15 protein-coding genes and 1 pseudogene are annotated in these 19,518 nt (G+C 57.6%); 7 read left to right on the top strand and 9 right to left on the bottom strand.

Translation table 11 applies throughout. The features are described 5' to 3' along the window. Positions 1–78: 78 nt before the first annotated feature. The gene (locus ABDK75_RS11755; RefSeq protein WP_064274160.1) at positions 79–1,446 is read right to left on the bottom strand and encodes an MFS transporter; all 1,368 of its coding nucleotides are present in this window, start codon (positions 1,444–1,446) and stop codon (positions 79–81) included. A gap of 467 nt (positions 1,447–1,913) precedes the next feature. After that, positions 1,914–2,492, bottom strand: a complete 579-nt coding sequence (locus ABDK75_RS11750; RefSeq protein ID WP_046900041.1) for a YqaA family protein — start codon at positions 2,490–2,492, stop codon at positions 1,914–1,916. Between the two features lie 125 nt (positions 2,493–2,617). On the opposite strand from ABDK75_RS11750, the gene ABDK75_RS11745 reads away from it, so the two are divergent. Continuing rightward, the gene (locus tag ABDK75_RS11745; RefSeq protein WP_346005972.1) at positions 2,618–3,148 is read left to right on the top strand and encodes a cytochrome b; all 531 of its coding nucleotides are present in this window, start codon (positions 2,618–2,620) and stop codon (positions 3,146–3,148) included. Positions 3,149–3,197: 49 nt separating this feature from the next. Here ABDK75_RS11745 and ABDK75_RS11740 read toward each other — a convergent pair whose 3' ends face one another. From ABDK75_RS11740 to ccmA, 4 genes are all read right to left on the bottom strand, one after another. Further along, positions 3,198–6,503 carry a S41 family peptidase gene (locus ABDK75_RS11740; protein ID WP_346005971.1) on the bottom strand — a complete coding sequence of 1,102 codons (3,306 nt, stop codon included), beginning with the start codon at positions 6,501–6,503 and terminating at the stop codon, positions 3,198–3,200. A 151-nt stretch (positions 6,504–6,654) separates the two neighbouring features. Then, complete coding sequence (locus tag ABDK75_RS11735; protein ID WP_346005970.1) at positions 6,655–8,640, bottom strand: Hint domain-containing protein; 1,986 nt, start codon at positions 8,638–8,640, stop codon at positions 6,655–6,657. Positions 8,641–8,891: 251 nt separating this feature from the next. Then, complete coding sequence (gene ccmB / locus ABDK75_RS11730) at positions 8,892–9,557, bottom strand: heme exporter protein CcmB (RefSeq protein ID WP_346005969.1); 666 nt, start codon at positions 9,555–9,557, stop codon at positions 8,892–8,894. Beyond that, complete coding sequence (gene ccmA / locus ABDK75_RS11725; protein ID WP_346005968.1) at positions 9,554–10,183, bottom strand: heme ABC exporter ATP-binding protein CcmA; 630 nt, start codon at positions 10,181–10,183, stop codon at positions 9,554–9,556. Before ccmA ends, ccmB begins: the two co-directional genes overlap by 4 nt. 164 nt (positions 10,184–10,347) lie before the next feature. On the opposite strand from ccmA, the gene ABDK75_RS11720 reads away from it, so the two are divergent. After that, positions 10,348–11,139, top strand: a complete 792-nt coding sequence (locus ABDK75_RS11720) for an amino acid ABC transporter ATP-binding protein (protein WP_244974517.1) — start codon at positions 10,348–10,350, stop codon at positions 11,137–11,139. Next, positions 11,139–12,716 (top strand): ABC transporter substrate-binding protein/permease, encoded by a 1,578-nt coding sequence (locus ABDK75_RS11715; RefSeq protein WP_346005967.1) that lies wholly within the window; start codon positions 11,139–11,141, stop codon positions 12,714–12,716. Before ABDK75_RS11720 ends, ABDK75_RS11715 begins: the two co-directional genes overlap by 1 nt. Before the next feature lie 75 nt (positions 12,717–12,791). Here ABDK75_RS11715 and ABDK75_RS11710 read toward each other — a convergent pair whose 3' ends face one another. Genes ABDK75_RS11710 through ABDK75_RS11700 form a run of 3 tightly spaced genes read right to left on the bottom strand, consistent with a single transcriptional unit; the run spans position 12,792 to position 15,610 of the window. After that, the gene (locus ABDK75_RS11710) at positions 12,792–13,724 is read right to left on the bottom strand and encodes a hypothetical protein (RefSeq protein ID WP_346005966.1); all 933 of its coding nucleotides are present in this window, start codon (positions 13,722–13,724) and stop codon (positions 12,792–12,794) included. 3 nt (positions 13,725–13,727) lie between these two features. Beyond that, a complete protein-coding gene (locus ABDK75_RS11705; protein ID WP_339406092.1) occupies positions 13,728–14,978 on the bottom strand; it encodes an AAA family ATPase in 1,251 nt (416 codons plus the stop codon). 32 nt (positions 14,979–15,010) lie between these two features. After that, the gene (locus ABDK75_RS11700; RefSeq protein ID WP_346005965.1) at positions 15,011–15,610 is read right to left on the bottom strand and encodes a hypothetical protein; all 600 of its coding nucleotides are present in this window, start codon (positions 15,608–15,610) and stop codon (positions 15,011–15,013) included. A gap of 203 nt (positions 15,611–15,813) precedes the next feature. On the opposite strand from ABDK75_RS11700, the gene rimP reads away from it, so the two are divergent. The 4 genes and pseudogenes from rimP to ABDK75_RS17845 form a co-directional block, all read left to right on the top strand. Next, positions 15,814–16,431 carry a ribosome maturation factor RimP gene (gene rimP, locus ABDK75_RS11695; RefSeq protein ID WP_046900031.1) on the top strand — a complete coding sequence of 206 codons (618 nt, stop codon included), beginning with the start codon at positions 15,814–15,816 and terminating at the stop codon, positions 16,429–16,431. A 31-nt stretch (positions 16,432–16,462) separates the two neighbouring features. After that, on the top strand, positions 16,463–18,010 hold the full coding sequence (gene nusA / locus ABDK75_RS11690) for a transcription termination factor NusA (protein ID WP_046900030.1): 1,548 nt from the start codon (positions 16,463–16,465) through the stop codon (positions 18,008–18,010). Beyond that, entirely contained in the window at positions 17,940–18,662 is a 723-nt protein-coding gene (locus ABDK75_RS11685; RefSeq protein ID WP_369690487.1) for an RNA-binding protein, read from the top strand. Before nusA ends, ABDK75_RS11685 begins: the two co-directional genes overlap by 71 nt. Further along, positions 18,659–19,475: pseudogene (locus ABDK75_RS17845) on the top strand (translation initiation factor IF-2 associated domain-containing protein); the annotation flags it as partial. The gene ABDK75_RS11685 and the pseudogene ABDK75_RS17845, both read left to right, overlap by 4 nt. Positions 19,476–19,518 lie beyond the last annotated feature (43 nt).

Below are 19,518 nucleotides of genomic sequence, written 5' to 3'. Positions count from 1 at the left end.
CCTCGCATCAGCATTTTGATGCGAGGTCTCTTCAGAAAATCGCCCGGCCTGAGTGCCGGGCTTTTTTGTTTCCGGGGCTTAGCTTTTCTGGGTCTGGATGCCCAGATCTTCCATTTCTTCATGAACCGCGGACGCTTTGGCGGAAGAGTAAACCTCCATGGCGGAAGCTCCCTTTGGCTGTTGCAAGCGGATGAAGCAGGTGATGACTGCGGCAAGCAGATACAGTGCTGCGTAGATGTAAACGACGCCCTGCGTGCCGTATCCGGTCACAAACAGTGTTGCCAGTGCCGGGCCCAGGAAGTTGCTCAGGCCACCGCCAAGGTTCTGCACGGAAACCGCAGCACCTTTGTGATCGGGCGCAATAGCGGGGAAAATTGCTCCCATAGGCACAAATGCGTTGAGCGTTAAAGCTAGGAACAAGGCACCGATAATTGCGGTGAACATGTTGCCGGGCATCAGGTGCGGGATGAAATAGAAGGCAAGGCTTGCCATTGCGCAGCCGACAAAGCCGAACCAGCGCATCTGACGCAGCCAGCCGATCCGGTCTCCAATAAGGCCCCAGACCACATTGGTCACCGGCTGAACCAGGAAGAACGCACCATAGATCCGCAGCCATTGCGGCATGGTGAAGCCAACTTCCGGAGACGTGTAGAACAGCGGCATGATGACCGGAAAGCCGAAGAGAGACAGATTGCAGATGACGCGCGTGATGAGTGCCAATGCAATATCGCGGTTCTCGACAATCAGCGTCAGGCTGCGGCTGATCTCGATCAGCTGTTCCTTGACTGATACCTTGGCTGCCAGTGGCTTGGCTTCAGAGGGATCTTCGCGGATGGTCAGGCAAGCCAGTGCGCCGCCAGCCAGAACCCAGGCCAAAGACATCCACAGGGTCGGCATGAATCCGAAAGCGGGGATGGTCCAGCTTGGCAGGAAGGACGCGATGATGCCGTAACCCAGCGTGAACATCGACCAGACCCAGCCGATGGCAGAGGCCAGGCGATGATCCGGGGTTTTCTGGACGATCCAGAAGAAGAACGCATAGAAAAACAGCGGGTATGCAAAGCCGCGCAGACCATAGAACAGCATCATCATCGGGAAGGAGTGCTGTCCGAGGCCGAGCCCGAGGAACGCGACGTGGCATAGCGCCCACCAGATGGTGCCGATCGCCATAATGCGGCGTGCGCCATAAACTTCGGCCAGTACGCCAGACAGCCAGCTCGAAATCGCGGCTGTTGCACCGTAAATGGTGAAGAGCATTCCTGCCTGTTTGGGCGTAAAGCCGATCTGCGTGACGTATTTGGCAAGGAATGCAACTTCGATGCCGTCGCCCGTCATGTACAGGGCAACGGCGATATAACCCCACAACAACATCACCGGCATGCCCCAGAGGATGCGGGATTTGGTGACGGCTGATCGATGGGGTGGAGAAAGCTCTGTGGCACTCATGAATGTCATGCCTTCCTGAAGGAAAGGGAGGATGGAGTGTCTTCACACGGCAACGATGACAGATCGGTGCTTTCCAAAGGGCCAAGCAGTGTGACGATCCCGGGGGAGGCCAGTCCAAGAAACTGTGCTTCGATACCACTGAACACACCTGCCGAGCGTGATGCCGGAGGCAGGATGTTAAAACGTTTAGCGCTAAAGATAGGCTGTTTTCTAAACATGGCGAGCTCCTTTGACAGCGGGAATATGCGTTCGGGTTGTCGTTCGGAGGGCGGCAGTTCCTTTCTCCTCATGTCATCCGCGCAGGACATTCTGACGTGAGGAGAACGGAGCAGGCAGGCCTGCTGGAAAGCCGTCACCGATAACCGTGTGAGTACGATCTCGCGGACGATAACATGATTCTGTTATATTCAAAGAGTATTTATGTTATTTTTTATGCCATAAACGCATCATCTGATGTGACTATTCCTCTAAAAGAGCTCAACAAGCGCGACGCCCGCAACGATCACGACAAGAAGAATCAGCAGGATCACCGTCAGGCGCTTTTCGATGAACTCGCGCACAGGTTCGCCAAAGGCCTTGAGGAGTGCGGCTTCCAGGAAGAAGCGTGCGCCGCGCGTTGTGATGCTGGCAGCGATGAACGGCAGCAGCGGGAAGTGTGCCGCACCGGCTGCCAGTGTGACGAATTTGTAGGGGAGAGGCGTGAGTCCCTTGCCCAGAATGATCCATATGCCATATCGGCGGAACAGGTCTTCCAATGCCAGAATGCGCCCGTCTGCATGATAGAAATGGGCGATGGGCATACCGATATGCTTCATCAGGAAAGCGCCGAGCAGCCATCCGATCACGCCACCTATTACGCTGGAAACAGTGCAGACTGTTGCGAGAAACCAGGCCCTGTCCTGTCGCGTCAGGATCATGGGAACGAGCATCAGGTCAACGGGGATCGGAAAGACCGACGCTTCTGCCATGGCGATAATGATAAGCCACCATACGGCTTTGGGTGAGGCGGCAAGGTCGGTGATGCGACGATAGAGGGAATGGATCACGGTCTGGTCCTGTGGAGGAATATCCGGTCTTCCTATCCTTCTCTGTCACTGAATGAAAATTCATTGCTTCGGAAAACAGGGTAAAGGAAGCACAAAGCTCTTCCTTTTCTGAAAATGGATGCCCCGTGCCCCAACGTTACTCTCTTCTGGCCCGCCTGTTTCACTGGGGCATGGCGGCTGTCATTATCCCGGTCTGGATGATTGGATTCTATGCGGGGCGCCTGCTGCCACGTGGGGCTTCTCCTTTGAAGGGAGAACTGCTTTCCATTCACAAGGAGATCGCATCGACAGTTGTGATCCTGGTTGTTCTCAGAATGGCCTGGCGCGCAACACATCGGCCGCCAGCATTACCTGACACTATTACGGAAGAGCAGCGTATTGCGGCGCGCGTGCTTCAGGGATGTCTTTATCTTCTGATGTTGACCACACCTCTCACGGGATGGCTGATGGCCTCTGCCCACGGTGCGCCAGTGCAGATGCTGTGGACGGTGCACCTGCCGGCGCTCATTCAGAAAACTGCGTTATTCGCGCCGATCCTGGGTGTCATGCACCAGTTTTCTGCCTGGATTTTGGGGGTTCTGATTGCCGGGCATTGTGTGGCGGCGCTGATGCACCGTTTTTCCCGGCGGGATCAGGTGATGGATATGATGCTCTGAATAAAAAAGGCCTCTGCAGATGTGTGCAGAGGCCTTGGACTATTTTGCCTTATTGCGGTGAAGCAGGTTGCTGAACCGGGAAAGGCTCAGCCTTGAGCGCAGGGCGCGGATGATCCGCCATCTGCGTCTTCAGATACGAAACCGCCGCATCAAGTTGTTGATCCTGCCCCTTGAAGGTGGCGACCGGCATGTTCTCGATCTCGATATCCGGTGAGACACCCTTGTTCTCGACTAGCCAGTGGCCGTTCATATCGAAATAGGGATTCTCGGCTGTCCGGGCATTGCCGTTGTCAATCAGACGGTCACCGTCCGAAAGCCAGACACCGGCGCCTGCTGTGCGTTCCCCAAGGAGCGGCGCGATGTGGAGAGACTTGATGCCTTGAGAGAAGGTCTCACCGTCCGAGTAGGTCATTTCATCTGAAATCACGATGAGATGGCCCTGAAACGCCTGCTGCATGTCAATGGCCGGAGCGTTGCCATAGCGGCTCCAGAACATCCAGGAGCGGCGCATGAGCTGCGTCAGAACCCAGCTGTCAATGTTGCCGCCATTATTGCCGCGGACGTCAACAATGAGTCCATCCTTGTCGATGTTGGCATAGAACTCGCGGGCGAACGCCTCCATGTCATCGCCGACCATGGCTTGCAGATGCAGATAACCAATGTGTCCATGGCTCGCACGATCCACAAGATCCGCACGGCTGACTTCCCAGTCCCGTGCGCGCAAGGACTTCTGCTTGCGCCAGCTTACGGCTGTCACGACTGTTTTGTGTTCTTTGCCATTGCGCAGAAGGGTCAGGAGAACCTGTTTTCCAGCCTGATTGGCCAGAAGCGTAGAGAGGTCGGGCTCATCGCTTGCGGATTGTCCGTTCACGGCAACAATCAGATCTCCGTCCTGCGCATCAACGCCCGGAGCAGCCAATGGAGACTGCTGATCCGGTAGATCGCGGTCTCCTCTATAGATATGTGTGATGCGGAAGCCTTTTGCTTCGCGGGTAATCTGTGCACCCAGTCCGGCAATCAGGTTCGCAGCCGGGTCTTCGAGGCTTTGTGCCGGCCGGAGCTGGGAGTGCATGGCGCCAATTTCAGCAACCATCTGGCCAAGCAGATCATCCAGATCCGCACGGTCTCCAAGTCGATCCACAAATGGCGCGAAGTGGGCTCGAACGGCTTTCCAGTCTACGCCATGCAGATCACGGTCATAATAATGATCACGGTGAAGGCGCCAGGCATCGACAAATTCGTCTGACCATTCCTGAGCAGGGTCGATGCGCAGTCGTAGTCCGTCAAAGCTGACTGCTTTTCCTGCGACATCATCAGGCTTCTTGGCCCCGAGCGGCAGCAGAAGAACTTCGGGTGCCTGCTTCGCGCGAGGGGTTACGGTCATGATCGTTTTGCCGTCTGCCGAGAGGCTGAAATCTTCAACCTTGGGCGAGAAGGTTTCGATCTTGTGCTCGTTATTGTCGATATGGATGGACTTCAGAGGGTTGGCGTCATCGTCCGTACCATCCACGGTGAACAGATAATCGCTGGCGGCTGCCAGCCCGTGATAATCGGCGGCAGGGATGGGAACCTGATAGAGACGATCTGCCAACCCGTTCCATTCAAACGCGGGAAGAGGCTTCTTGGGAGCGTCCTTCTTCTCATCTTTCTTGTCGCTCTTTTCCTTGCTGTCATCATGATCCAGCTCGGTTGGGGCCTGGAAAGGAAAGCGTTCTCCGGCCTGGAGTGCGAGGGCATAGATGCCTGTACGATGTGGAAACGCCGGTCCCAGATTGCGGTCTCCCCAGGGAGAACCGTTAGCCAGCGAGAATGTGCGATCAGACAGGAACCACAGCCATTTCCCATCTGGGGAGAAGGTTGGGCTATAGGATTCGTAACGATCGCTCGTCACCCACTCCGTCCGTCCTGTTTCCGGAGAATACAGGGCAATTTGACGTCGCAGATTGGAGCCGCGTGTGCGTACGAAGGCGAGGGCCTTTCCGTCTGCGGCCCATGAAAGGGAATCGAAAACGTTCGTGCCGTCCTGAGTGGCATCATCAACGAGCTTCTCAGTTTTGCTGGAAAGGTTGAGCAACCACAGGCGCCCCAGCAGATCCGTATGTGCAGCGTATTTTCCGTCTGGTGAGATTTCGAGAGCGACAGGTTCGGTTGAGGATGGCTGGCTGAGTGCTTCTCCCTTACCGCTGCCATCTGCCGCAAAACGCCACAGCGCAGATTCTCCGCCAGCATCACTGAACGCAATGACGGATTTGCCATCCGGCGTCACGCGGGCGAGGCGCAGGCGGACATTGTCTGGGGTGGGCAGGACGATCAGACGCCGTGGGGAAGCTGCTGCCACGACCGTGTGGCCGCGCATCGTGAAGATAGCAGCATCGCCTTTGGAAGAAATCGTCTCCGACGTGGTGAAGCGGGTTGGTCGATCCAGCCAGTACGGTGCACGAGGTGCATTGTCCGAGACCAAATTGACAGGGATCTGGTGGCTCTCGCCTGAGGTCAGATCAAGCGAAAAGAGGTCTGCCCCTTTGCGGAACACAACATGGTCGCCTGAGAGTGATGCTTCCAGAACGCTGTAATCCGTAAAATGGGTTAGCTGTCGGGCATCTGTCCCGTCGGTGGCGGTGCTCCACAGGTTGTAACGCCCGTTTTCATCGGAAATAACGATCAGACGATCCCGCCACGGCATGGGACGGATCAGGTTCGCTGTGCGTGTGCCGATACGTTCGGCCTCGGTTCCGGACTGAAGATCAAACCGCCAGAGTTGCGAGAGTGCTCCTCCACGATAGGCCCGCATATGATCGCCTGTTACCGCGAGCCCGAACCGCACAGCATACAGCCATTTACCGTCCGGGCTAATGGAAGCGTCATTGACGTTGGCAAGCGGATAAACGTGCTTTGCACCCGTTTTTGGGTCCAGAGCTGCGACATTGTAGCTGTAGTAAGGGCCAGTTGCGTCCGGCATGGAGTACAGGATGCCTGCATGAGCATCCCACCCTGCGATATGAAGTTTGGGCGCGTTTTCAAACGTCATGCGTCGGGGCGTGCCGCCGGAACTTGGCATGATGTAGAGCTCTGTCGGCCCATCAAAATTTGCCAGAAATGCGATTTCTTTGCCATCGGGGGAGAGGACAGGCTGCGGGTCAACAGCATTGGCGCCATGAGGCGCGCTGGTCAGGCGCTGGGCTGTGCCTCCCGTCAGGGGCACACTCCAGACTGACTGTTCCGCGCTGAAAAGAACGGTCTGCCCAGTGACTGACGGCTCCCTGAAATAACCGGGCTCAGCCTGAGCGGTTAGCCCGTAGGTGCATCCCAGAAGAGCCGCGCATGAGAGAAGGGAACGTCGGAGGGAAAACCGCATGATGTGAAGGACTTCTCATATGAAAATATCCTTCGATGATGCTGCGGTTTCATATCGCCGTCGAGACGGCAGGTGCGTTTTGAAGGTGGGAAAACAAAAAACGCCAGCCCTAGATGGGCTGGCGCTTCGTGTTTTGCCGTGAAAACCTGGATCAGGCGGTCAGAGCAATGACCTTGTCTTCAGCCGCTACTAGGTAGGAGCTGTTGGACAGGACCTGAACAGCCAGCATGGCAATGCTGTGAGAAGACCGGCTCGGGAGCGAGATTGCGGCATGACCTGTGGTCCAGCGCATGGTCGTTCCTTCAGGAACACTCCAGCCAGACAGCTCTTCTTTGGCGAGGTGTGCGGGAAGCACAGTGGTGCTGCCTGCCTCGTAGAGGGCAATCTGGCCAACGAGCACACCGAGTTCGCGGCGGTCATCAACGAATGGGCCAATCACATCGGACGGGCGGCTCGTGCGGGACATCAGACGGACAGAGCGAACCTTCTCCGGCAGCATGAACATGGCATAGCCGTTGGTTTCACGCGTTTTACGGATGATGGTGCCGTCTTCCGTCATGAGATGCAGGTCAGCATCCTGTGTCAGGACTGCCCTGTCAGCCGGAGACACCAAACCTGCCATGTCTGCCCGTGCTTCGATTGCGCGGAACAGGGGCTCGACTGTTGTGCGGTCCGTCGTGAGCGGGGCCGCTGCGTCATCGTTCCAGCTCTTGGCGCTGCCGCCGATGCTGAAAACATTTCCGTCCTGACGGAAATCGCCGCGGTTGCCCGTGTCGAGGAAGCTCTCCGTCAACAGGCCGTTGGCCATGATGACCGAGTGATCTGCCGTCTCGATGTGGAAGTAATCGTAAGACGTGATGCTCGTGTCGTAGTGAATGGAGCGACCATTGATCAGCATCCGAGCCGGGACAAACTTTCCATCAAGGAACAGGCAATGTTCTGCCGTCACCAGAAGGTCCGTGTGTGGCATGCCGGGTGCGATGGCGTCCTTCAGAATACGGACCGGGTAGCCTGCTTCGTCTGCAAACGGACCTGGACGTACCGTCATGTGACGACGTCCGGCCCATGTGACAGTGCGAACGTCTTCACGGCCGTCCACATACACAACCACGCTGTCGCCAAGGCGCAGGGTCTCGACAGCAACTTCCCCATCCTGCGTGCGGATCATTGAACCTGCGAGGAAGCAAATGACGCCGTTTCCATTGCTGGTGTTAACCGTGACCGGGTTGCTATCGGTCGGAGCATTTTTGTAGCTGCTGTCGTAGGTGACGCTTTTGGGGCTGACTGTGCCGTTAGACGTGGTCAGCTTTACATTGTCGCTGGTCATGGTGGCAGACGTTACGGTCTGACCATTCACGCCAAGGCTGTCGCCTTCCTTCAGGTTGGCCAGAACCAGCTTATTAGCTGCGTACTGGTCGCTCGGAAGAATCAGCGTGTTGTTGCCCGTTCCGAAAACGACCTTTGTGCCGTCAGTCGGGTAAGTCGTAATGGTGGCTTTGGCACCATCATTCAACGTCAGGGTAGACTGGAGGGCAGAGCTGTCCGTGAAGGACGTACCTGCGCCGTTGACCGTGATGGGGCCTGTAATGGTGGTGCTGTTGCTGGCCGTCTTGACGGTCGAACCATTGGAAATATTGAGGTTGCCAGCAATTCCGCTGCCGCTGACGCTGCCCAGCGTAATGTTGGAATTATCAAAATTGAGCGTGCCGCCAGTCGCGATCGATGGCTTGAGGCCCGGATAGCCAGACCAGTCCTGCGAGACATTCGAGAATGTCGCAGTGCCGCCGTTATCAACCTGAAGGACGTTGTTAGCCGTCAGCGGGCGCTGGATGTTGGCCGTGCCACCTGAAGCGACTTCCAGATTGTTGACAGCCAGAGCGCTGGTGCCGGAGGCAATGTCGAGAGTGCCTGCAACCTTGATGTTGACGCCGGAAAGCGTTGACGTCGCGCTTGAGACGGTAACGGTCACACCTGATGGGATGGTGACTGTGCCTTGATTCGTCTGCGTATCAGGAACGTGTGTTGCTGGTGCGCCATCGTAGCTCCAGTTCGACACGTCACTCCAGTTGCCGCCGGTTGTTGGGCCGACCCACGTGTAGAGATCGCCGTTTGTCCAAGCGGGTGTAGATGTTGCCATGATGTGATGAAAATCCAGAATGCAGGGGGTGCGCCGTATTGTTCGCAGAGTGAAGTGGAATTGCTCCCATCGCTTCTTCTGCAGACAAACGAAAGCTATTGATGGCGTAATTCGTTCAATTAAAGCTAACAGTCAATGTAAATGATGAAGATGAATAATTTGTAAAAAACCAACGCCTCATTGCTCAGCTTATTCAAGCCGGGCAAGAAACGTTCAAATCGAAAAAATTTATGGATTTATCGAGAGATTTTTTAACCGACCGCAGATTTGAGGCCATAGCCTGCTGCGAGTGGGCAAAGTGGCAGCATTGCAAACAGGCATGCTCCCAGAAGGTCGAATCCGGCGCTTGATGATGCACCAAGCTGCCCGGCATAGGACGAAGCCGCACCGAAAATCAGTACCGGCGTTGCGAGAGGTAGAACAAGAAGTGGCAAAAGAACGCCACCACGACGCGCCCCCAACACGATTGAGGCGGCCATGCCACCCATCAGGGACAGGCACATCGTTCCCAGCATCAGCCCGAACAAAAGAAGCGGGAGTTCGCTCCCTTTTACGCCCAGCATGATGCCAAGCGGGATCGCTGCAACAAGAAGAGGCAGGCCAGTTGTCAGCCAGTGAGCAATCATTTTGGCAAAGGCAACGGCATACGCTGGAAGGTCCGTGAGCATGAGCAGATCCAGTGAGCCATCTTCCAGTTCAGAGCCGAAAAGTCTGTCCAGCGGGAGCAGCGATGCGAGCAGTGCACAGACCCAGATGATACCAGGCCCCATATGACGCAACAGGTCTGGTGAAGGACCAAGAGCCAGAGGGAAAAGGCTGCCACACAATATAAAGAAGAGCAGGGATGCGAGCGTATCCGCCCCAAACCGATAGGCAAGTCGCAGGTCGCGGTCGATCAGGGCAAAGAAAGCGGTCATGACAGCCAGAGCGGTTCAGCGTGAGCAAGGGAAGGGAGTTCGTGCGAGCGCGTGTTATCCAGAGGGAGCGGAACATGCGTCGTAACAATCATGGCTCCCCCATTGTCACGGTGTTTGGCCATGATTGCCCCAAGCCGTTCGATGCTCGCTACGTCCAGACCAACGGTCGGTTCGTCCAGAAGCCAAAGGGGTGCTCCTGACAGCATGACGCGTGCGAAAGCTGCCCGGCGTTTCTGCCCCGAGGACAGGAGGCGTGCTGGAAGGTCAGTCAGGAATGCCAGATCAAGGGCTTTCAACACGTCTTCCATGCTTCCGCTACCCAGGCGATCGGCCAGGGCAAGATTTTGCGCCAGCGTCAGGCCGGGCTTGAGAGCATCCTGATGGCCCAGCCAGGCCAGTGCTCCATAGCGCTCAATCGTGCCACCATCAGGCTTGCGAAGGCCTGCGATTGTTCTGAGAAGAGTGGATTTTCCCGCACCATTCGGGCCGGTGAGTATCATGGCATCGCCATGAGCAAGCGAAAGGCTCACATCATCCAGAACCAGCCGGTCTCCACGGAAAACCGTAATATCCCTGACATCCAGAAGCACGGAAGGTGTTGTCGGGTCGGGCGGCTGGGTCGTCATGGGAAGCGTTCTGTCCGGTTCACGGTCTCATCAGCTTAGACCCTCTGAGCGCGGGAACTGCAAGGGGGCGTCTGAAAAGCTGCAATCTGGTGAATTCTCATTCCCGCATGCAGGAAAGGTCTCGATAGCCAGTGCGAGGTCCGTTAAGAGGGCTGAACGGTATAATGATCACACGTCTTGTTAAGGGATGTCTGGAACTGACTGATCTGGTGTTACAGGCGAGCGGGATCGCCAAGTCTTTTGATGGCAACGAAATTCTTCGTGGTCTGTCACTTGATGTTGAACGTGGCGAGCTGATCTCGATTATCGGACCGTCAGGGTGTGGCAAGTCCACGTTCCTGCGGTGCCTCAATTTTCTGGAGCATCCTGACGCCGGAACTGTCCGTATTGAAGATGTGACACTCGCCTGTACGGGCAAAAGCTGGACGCGCGCCAATGAGGCACAGGCCCATCGTTTGCGGGCGCATGTTGGCATGGTCTTTCAGGCCTTCAATCTTTTCCCTCATAGAACCGTCATTGATAATGTCATGATGGCGCCGATGCGCGTGAAGGGTGTCTCACGGGATGAGGCGCAGGCGACTGCCTGTACGCTTTTGGAAAAAGTGGGCCTGGCGGGTGTTAAAGACCGCTACCCGGACAGTCTTTCGGGCGGCCAGAAGCAGCGCGCGGCAATTGCCCGTGCGCTCGCCATGAAGCCGTCTGTCATGTTGTACGACGAGCCGACATCCGCACTCGACCCGGAACTTTCAGAAGAAGTTCTGTCGGTGATGCGGGATCTGGATGATGATGGGATGACGCAGCTTGTCGTAACGCATGACATGCGTTTTGCCCGTGCTGCCTCGGATCGCGTGCTGTATGTGGAGGCTGGTGAGATCGTTGAAAGCGGTGACCCGGACCTGATGTTCGCCAACCCGAAAGAGGGGCGCACACGGCGCTTCCTGCGGACGCTCCTGTGATGAACAAGTTTTCTGCGTGTCTTCTGGCGCTGGCTTTCATGCTGGCACCCTCCGTTCATGCCGTAGCGGCTGACGAGACTGTCGCATCCGCGCCAGACGCTCTGGTCGTGCCGGGGGCTCGGGATAACACCGATTTGCCCTGGGCCTCGGATGGTGAGGCCAATGTGCCTTACGTGTTCCATGATCCCGAGCATGAATCCCGAATGACGGGCTTCGAATACGATCTGGTCAATGCCATCGCGGAGAAAATGCACCGCAAGGCGCGTTTCATTCAGAATGACTGGGATGGGCTGATTCCTGGTTTGTCGCGTGACCTTTACAGCATGGTTGCAGACGGCATCGAAATGACGCCGGAGCACAAGGCGGCGGTCCTGTTCTCCCGTCCTTATTATGTAACAAGCGAGCGGATCATTCTTCGCAAGGAAGAAGCGGGTCTCGACACGCTGGAGGCTCTCAAGGGGCATAAGATTGGCACGATCAAGGACACCACAGCCGAGCGAATGCTGCGCCGGCAGGGTGGCTCTACGATCCGGTCTTATGAAGAAGAGACAAATGCCTTTTCAGATCTGCGCAACGGCAGACTGGACGCGATCCTGCTGGATGCGCCCATCGCCCTGTATTACGGCAGCATTTCCGATGACATGAAGCTGGTGGGCGAACCGATCGGCAGCATGGAATATGGCATCGCGTTTGCGCCTGGTAGCCGCGCGTTGCGTGATCAGGTGGACGCCGCCCTCGGAGATCTTATCAAGGACGGGACGCTTCACCAGATTCTGGCACGCTGGAACCTGTGGACTCCGTTGATGGAGAACTACACGGGGGACCATACCCATCCGGATATTGCCCCGGTGGAATGGGACCGGTATCGGGCCGCCATGGCCAGCACCACGGGTGGAAACTGGAAAGTTCTGGTCCACCGGTATGTCGGGTTCCTGCCTCTGATCGGCCAGGCTGCCTTGATGACGCTGGCTGTTTCAGCGCTCGCTATGGTGATTGCGGTCGCCCTGGGCCTGCTTCTTGCGTTGGCGCGACATTATGGTGGGACGGTCCCTCGGCTTGTGGCGGGGCTATATGTGGAAATTGTTCGCGGTACACCGCTGCTGATTCAGGTTCTTTTCATTTTCTATGGCCTGCCAGCCTTTGGCATCCGGCTGTCTCCCTTTATGGCAGGCGTGTTGTCACTGGGGCTCAATTACGCGGCTTATGAAGCCGAGAATTACCGTGCGGGTTTGTTGTCTGTCCCCCGCGGCCAGATGGAAGCCGCTATTGCCCTGAACATGACGCACTGGCAGGCGCTTCGTCTGGTCGTGGTGCCGCAGGCCTTCCGCACGGTTGTGCCGGTCATGACCAATGACTTTATTTCGTTGCTCAAAGACAGTTCGCTGGTGTCCGTCATCACCTTAACGGAACTCAGTCAGACCTATGTCCGTCTATCGTCCACCTATTACGATTATTTCGGAACGGGGCTGATGGTCGGTGCGGCTTATCTTCTGCTTGGGCTACCGTTTGTGAGATTGGCCCGTATGGCAGAACGGCGCATGGGCCGCGGTATGGGCGGCAATATTGGCCACCACTGACTGGGAGGCATGAAAGACGCCTCGTTAATGAATTAAAAAAAGGCTGCCTCTCTGTTGGGAGGCAGCCTTTTTTTGTCAGGACGCTTTGGGCGCTGATGGATCACTCGTGATGGATGGTGTGAGGGTATTAGGGTCAAGCGTCCCGTCAAACCCTTGCCGCAGAACGTCCGCCCATTTCAGCATCCACCGATCCAGATCCGTGATGAAGCGCGAGGAGTCCGGATTGGAATGAACTGTGCCCTTGCCCCAGATGTTAATGGGCGCCAGCAACTGCCGAGACCCGTGCTCAATCGGGGCAATAAGCGTTTCAACAGTCTCGACCTGAACGCCCTGCGTGCCCTGAAGGGCAGCGTGATACCACCCAACATTGATCATGAGGGGTGGAATGGGAAAGCCGAGTGTTGCCATGCGGTTGAAGGCGGCTGTGATGAACGGGTCCGGGCTGACTGTATTGTTCGCCAGAACTGCGTTCCCCATATAGGTGCACTCTTCCGATGCGCCCGGCTTTCCGCTGATACGTGATGCATAGTTGCGATCATCATGGCACGGCGTTTCCAGCCCATCCGTCACTTCCTGCGGAAGGGTCTGCTGGCTGGCGCGGACAACAATGACTGCCGAGACAACGCCACTATCCGTACGCGCCAGAACCTGCTGGGAAATTTCTCCGTGAGGGCCGCTACGGGCTGTCAGGATGGTGTGCCAGTCTCCGGTCGGGAGCGGAACAGTGCGCCCGGCAATCTTCAGGCTGTGCCGGAGGGTGATGCCTGGATCGGGAACACCCACCTGATCCACACCACCATTGGGGGCATTGCCGCCGGCGGCGTTTTGAGGGCCAGCGCCCGCTGCAGACGCTGGGCTTGCACCAGGAGCATGTCCCGGGAGCCAGGGCATGGCTTTCTTCAAAGCGGGGGTCGGGAAAAACGACGCCATCCCGATCCCGCCGACCATCATGATAAGGCTTGTGCGCCAGAGAGGCGCGCGGCGCCAGAGTCGTCCAAATGCTGTCATGGATCAGTGGCTCAGGCGGCCGAGTTGCGCTTCGGTATCCTTGGAAATTTCCGCGACAACGCCATCATCTCCTGCCGTCAGGCGAACCGTCTTGGCGCCCTGCTGACGGGCGATAATCAGGCTTTCGCTCACCATATCTTCAATGGACCGCACCAGATCACGAGCGCTGGCGCCGGTGCCCAGATTCTTCTGCTTGACCATGACCTGAAAGAGCAGGGCCGGATCAATACCGCCTGTTTCAACGTGCAGGCCATAGCTTTCGATCATGGCTTCAATTTCCAGAGCGGCCACACGGGCCAGATCCAGGCCGCGGAGAGCGCGGAATACAAAGATTCTGTCGAGGCGGTTCAGAACCTCAGGAGCGAAGCCTGCCCGCTTGAGTGCTTCCACCGACTCCGCGCGCATCTTGTCGGGCTCATTCTCCAAACGGTCCGCAATCTCTGTCAGTGCGTCGGTTGCGATGTTGGACGTCAGCATGAAGATGGCGCGGGTAGTGGAGACCTGCTCGCCTGTAGACGCTTCCGTAACGTGACCATCGTTCCATGCAGTGAGGAACTTCTTGAACACGTCCGGATGGGCTTTTTCAATTTCATCCAGCAGCACGACGGCATCTGGCTGATCCTTGAGCCCGCCGGTCAGCTTGCCGAAAGTGTCTGAGCCGACATAGCCCTTCGGAGAGCCGAAGAGCTGTGTGGCTGCATGGGGGCTGGACATCTGCGTCATATCGAAATGGAGCAGGGGGCGCTCCATCTGGCGGGCAATCTGCTTGGCCAGATAGGTTTTGCCAGTCCCTGGAGGCCCTGCCAGCAGAAAAATGCCGACGGGCTTGCCACGAACCTGAAGAGCGAGGCGGCGGCGGAGCTGCTGGGCAATGTCTTCGCAGACACGGTCCTGCCCGATGACGCGGGCCCGAAGAGATGCGGCAAGCTCCTCCGCATCTATGACGGTTTCGCGCTGTTCGCGGGCCATGAGTTCTTCAAGCGCACCACGATTGGTCAGCCGGCTGAGAACATCCATGATCAGACCTTTCCTCCGGCGCAGTCCACGACGCGCCAGTTTTTCTGCAGAAGTTTCGTATCCCAGACCCATGACGGTCAGGAGGGCGCCGATTCCGGCAAGGGGAAGATAGGCAGGGCGTGCCCAGTTCAGAGCTCTCCAGAAACCATCCAGAGACAGGTGTAGCATGACGGCCACCTGAATGACCGCCAGAATCAGGAAGGCCGCCATCATAACTGGCATGGCCCGGTTGAGCATGGGAACGAGGGACTTGAACACCGGGGTGGCCTTTACTGAACAATCACACCAAGCACGATACGCTGACTCAGCGCAGTCAGGCTTGGCAGGGCTTCGGGGCCGAGGGCGGTCATGGCACCAATGGTAAGAGCGGGTGCGTGCGGCATTGTGACAGGATCAATCGTAACCTGTGCGGCTTCGGCAATCGGCAGAATGAGCCGCTGGAATTTTCCTGTCAAAACAATGCGCTGGGTCAATCCGGATACTGTGACATCAACGGTCTGTCCTGTCACGCCTGCCGCATCCAGAACCGGCATTTCCACAAGGCGCATATCGCCACGCTGCACAGCCGCTAAAATCTGGCTTCGCTGTTGGGCATTGAAACTGGTGGCAGCAAGCGCTTTAGGGGCATTCTGTGCGGAGAGCATGGAAAGCTGAACCGCCGCCTGAAGCGCCGGTGCTGTGCCAACGGCAGCATTGTCTGGCGGAAAAGCGGGAACTGCCGCCTTGGGCGTTGTGGCATGAGTGTAGAAAAATGCCCCGGCCCCAATGGTGACCACGGCCAGAAGACTACCTCCCGCCCAGAGAGGTCGGCTCCGGGGAGCATCCTGCTGCGGAAGGAGATGCGGTTTAGGCTCGGGTTCGGCTGTCATCAGGGCCTCATCTCACCCTGACTACCCGTTCAAGGCAAGCATTCTCCGCACTGATAAATGTAAACAAATCTTTCGATATGCTTATGGGGCTGTATCCCTGTCGTTCTACTTGCATTGCGAGGGTGGAGGGCCTAGATAGAGGTCATTCCATTCATCTTCCGCTTCTTTTCGGGGGGTGGCCCTGACGGGCCGCCTTTTTTGTCTTGTCTCAACAGAACACATCTTCCGGTCTCGAACTGCCTCATCTGACGGGCCTTGAAGCCCGCATTGCGGAGCGGATCGTGCCGACGCTGGCGGACCTGGGCTACGAGCTCGTCCGTCTTTCCGTTCTCGGGCGCGACACCCCGACCATTCAGATCATGGCGGACCGTGCAAACGGCTCCCTGATCTCCGTGGAGGACTGCGAGCAGATCAGTCACGCCGTCGGTGCCATCCTTGACGTGGATGACCCGATTCCAGGCGCATGGATGCTCGAAGTATCATCAGCTGGAATCGACCGCCCTTTGACCCGTGCAAAGGACTGGGAACGATTCGCCGGACATCTGGCCAAGGCTGAGCTTGATGTTCCGCTCAATGGCCGTCGTCGTTTCTCTGGAACGGTGATGGGCACGCGGGATGGCAAGGGCGTGATTCGTCTGGACGACGGGACTGAAGCGGAGCTGCCATTGGCAGAAGTTCGCAAGGCCCGTCTGATCCTGACGGATGCCCTGATTGAGGCAAGTGCTGCCCTTTCGGGTATCACACCTGAAGCGGAGAGTGACGGCGAGACGCCTCGCGTTCCGAAACTGAATCCGAAGAAGCCGGGGAAGAAGAAACAATGACCCGTCTCATGCTGGCTGGAGGTCCGATCTGATGGACACATCTGTTATCCGCCCTGAACTGCTGCTGGTCGCAGACGCAGTCTCGCGCGAGAAGAACATCGACCGCGAAGAAGTGCTGGAAGCGATGGAGCAGGCCATTCAGAAGGCTGGCCGCGCCAAGTATGGTCACGAGAAGGACATTCGCGCGACCATCGACCGCAAGACGGGCGAAGTTCGTCTCAGCCGCTGGACGGAAGCTGTCGAGCAGGTGGAGAATGAGGACACGCAGATCCCCATTCACATTGCTCGTAAGTTTCAGCCGGAAATTCAGATTGGCGAACATCTCGTTGATCCACTGCCGCCGATCGACTTTGGTCGTATTGCAGCGCAGACGGCCAAGCAGGTTATTGTGCAGCGCGTGCGTGAATATGAACGCAAGCGCCAGTTCAATGAATTCAAGGATCGCGTAGGCGAGATCGTCAACGGTACCGTCAAGCGTACCGAGTACGGCAACATGATGGTTGAAATCGGCAATGCCGAAGGCCTTCTGCGTCGTGACGAGCTGATCCCCCGCGAGTCTTTCCGAAATTCGGACCGCATTCGCGCGTATATCTATGATGTACGTGACGAGCCGCGCGGCCCGCAGATCTTCCTGTCACGGACGCATCCGGCATTTCTTGCCAAGCTGTTCGCCCAGGAAGTGCCGGAAATTTACGACGGCATTATCGAGATCAAGGCTGTTGCCCGTGATCCGGGGTCCCGTGCCAAGATGGCTGTCATTTCCCGTGATGCCGCAATTGATCCGGTCGGTGCCTGCGTTGGTATGCGCGGCTCGCGCGTTCAGGCTGTTGTGGCTGAGTTGCAGGGCGAGAAGATCGACATCATTCCCTGGAGCCCGCAGGCTGCAACATTTGTTGTGAATGCGCTGGCACCTGCTGAAGTCACCAAGGTGGTGATGGATGAAGAAGCAGGGCGTGTTGAAGTCGTGGTGCCGGATGAGCAGCTTTCGCTCGCGATCGGTCGCCGCGGACAGAACGTGCGTCTGGCCAGCCAGCTGACCCGCTGGGACATCGATATTCTGACGGAGGCCGAGGAATCGGAGCGTCGTCAGGAAGAGTTCCGCAAGCGGACTGGCCTCTTTGTTGACTCGCTGGATGTGGACGATGTGATTGCCAGCCTTCTGGTTACAGAGGGCTTCCACTCCATCGAAGAACTGGCTTATACGGAGCCGGGCGAACTGCATGACATCGAAGGCTTCGATGAGAGTGTTGCCGAAGAGCTGATGCTGCGTGCAAACGAGTATCTGGCTGGCAAGGAACACGAGCTGGACGACAAGCGCAAAGAGCTTGGCGTGACGGACGATGTTGTCGATCTCGGAGTCTTCACGAACCAGATGCTGGTGACGCTTGGTGAGAAGGGTGTGAAAACGCTCGACGATCTGGCGGATCTGGCAGGTGATGAACTCGTGGATATTCTTGGCGCAGACGCCATGGATGAAGATGCCGCGAATGAAGTCATCATGGCAGCCCGTGCCCACTGGTTTGAAGGTGACGAATCGGCTGAAGCCGAAAAGAAGGACGGGGAGTCGACCGACGTCTGATATTTCTGATACTGATAATGGTCCCATTCGCGGTGCTTTAGGGCGCCGCGGTTCAGAGCGCCGCTGCCTCGTGACCCGAGAGCAGAGGCCGCCTGAAAGCATGATCCGTTTCGTGGTCAGCCCGGATAATCGGGTTGTGCCAGATCTGGCTGCAAAGCTGCCTGGTCGGGGAATGTGGTTGAGTGCCAGCCGGGATGTGTTAGATAGCCCCCGCACCCGACAGGCTTTTGCACGTGCTGCAAAGGCCCAGGTGTCTGTACCGGACTGTCTGGCGGATCTCGTCGAGGCTGCACTGGGACAGAGGATGTTGGACGCTGTCAGTCTGGCCCGAAGAGCGGGGCAGGTTGTCTGCGGGTTTCAGAAATGCCGGGAGTGGCTCATTTCCGGTAGGGCAGGGGTGGTGATCCGTTCCGAAGGTGCAAGCCTGGACGAGTTCTCCAGACTGGTGTCGGGCCGGCGATCTCTGCCGGCGGTGACAGTTCCCGATCGCGTCCTGGCTTCGGCGTTCGGCCGGGACCGGGCGGTCTATGCGGTGATGGCGCCGGGTGCGCTGGCACAGCGCCTGATCGCCGAACATGAGAGATTTTCGGGAGTGGCAGGACGTCCACTCCCAGACCCCAAAGGGGTCAGTAAGGAACAGGCGGAACTATGAGCGACGGCAACGAGCGCAACCAGGACGGAACACAGACCCCATCACAGGGCGGCGAACAGAACAAGACTGGCCGCCTGTCCCTACGCCCAGCAGGACGTCAGGAGGTCGGTCGTACAGTCGACGCTGGCTCCGTGCGTCAAAGCTTCAGCCACGGCCGTTCAAAGGTCGTGCAGGTTGAAGTTCGCAAGCCCAAGCGCGCAGCGTCCGGTCCGGGTGGCTCGGCTGCTGGCGGCGCACGTGGTGGTCGTGGTGCTGGTGCTGGCGGTCGCGCCCTGACGGCTGCGGAGCTTGCAACGCGTCAGCGCGTTCTGGAAGCACAGCGTAAAGCTGCGGTTGAAGAGGCTGAACGCCGCGAAGCCGAAAAGATCCAGATCATGTCGGCTGCAGAAGCGGCCCGTCGTGCTGAGGAAGAACAGCGTCTTGCTGCAGAAGCAAGAGAAGCTGAAGAAGCGGCGCGCATCGAGCGTGATCGCCAGGCGATCAAAACAGCGGAAGACGCACGCATCTTCGCAGAAGAAGAAGCCCAGCGCGCTGTGCGTCAGGCTGAACGCGAAGCTGAAGAAGCCCAGCGTGCTGCTCCGCTTGATCCGCGCACACATTCAACGGGTGGCGTGCAGCTTGCCGCCCCTGTGCAGCGCCTGCGTCCTCTCGCAGAGCGTGCAATCATGCCGGAGCGTCCGGTTCAGACTGCGCGTCCTGCGCCTGCTGCGCCGGCACAGCCGCGTGGTGGTGAGACGCTTCATCTGCGTTCTCCGGCCGCAGCCGCTGGTGGCGAAGAAGAGCGTCGTGCTCCTGCTCGTCGCAGTGGCGGTGGTGCTCCCAGCGGTCCGGCCCAGCGTCGTTCCACGCAACCTTC

The organism is Gluconobacter sp. OJA, from assembly GCF_039638325.1.
Taxonomy (GTDB): domain Bacteria; phylum Pseudomonadota; class Alphaproteobacteria; order Acetobacterales; family Acetobacteraceae; genus Gluconobacter; species Gluconobacter cerinus.
This window is presented reverse-complemented; position numbering and strand designations above follow the sequence as displayed.

Coding starts and splice junctions, on each gene's coding strand:
- ABDK75_RS11755 (WP_064274160.1), bottom strand. CDS start 1,446: ATGAGTGCCACAGAGCTTTCTCCACCCCATCGATCAGCCGTCACCAAA.
- ABDK75_RS11710 (WP_346005966.1), bottom strand. CDS start 13,724: ATGACAGCATTTGGACGACTCTGGCGCCGCGCGCCTCTCTGGCGCACA.
- ccmB (WP_346005969.1), bottom strand. CDS start 9,557: ATGACCGCTTTCTTTGCCCTGATCGACCGCGACCTGCGACTTGCCTAT.
- ABDK75_RS11715 (WP_346005967.1), top strand. CDS start 11,139: ATGAACAAGTTTTCTGCGTGTCTTCTGGCGCTGGCTTTCATGCTGGCA.
- ABDK75_RS11705 (WP_339406092.1), bottom strand. CDS start 14,978: ATGCTCAACCGGGCCATGCCAGTTATGATGGCGGCCTTCCTGATTCTG.
- nusA (WP_046900030.1), top strand. CDS start 16,463: ATGGACACATCTGTTATCCGCCCTGAACTGCTGCTGGTCGCAGACGCA.
- ABDK75_RS11740 (WP_346005971.1), bottom strand. CDS start 6,503: ATGCGGTTTTCCCTCCGACGTTCCCTTCTCTCATGCGCGGCTCTTCTG.
- ABDK75_RS11735 (WP_346005970.1), bottom strand. CDS start 8,640: ATGGCAACATCTACACCCGCTTGGACAAACGGCGATCTCTACACGTGG.
- ABDK75_RS11700 (WP_346005965.1), bottom strand. CDS start 15,610: ATGACAGCCGAACCCGAGCCTAAACCGCATCTCCTTCCGCAGCAGGAT.
- ABDK75_RS11720 (WP_244974517.1), top strand. CDS start 10,348: ATGATCACACGTCTTGTTAAGGGATGTCTGGAACTGACTGATCTGGTG.
- ccmA (WP_346005968.1), bottom strand. CDS start 10,183: ATGACGACCCAGCCGCCCGACCCGACAACACCTTCCGTGCTTCTGGAT.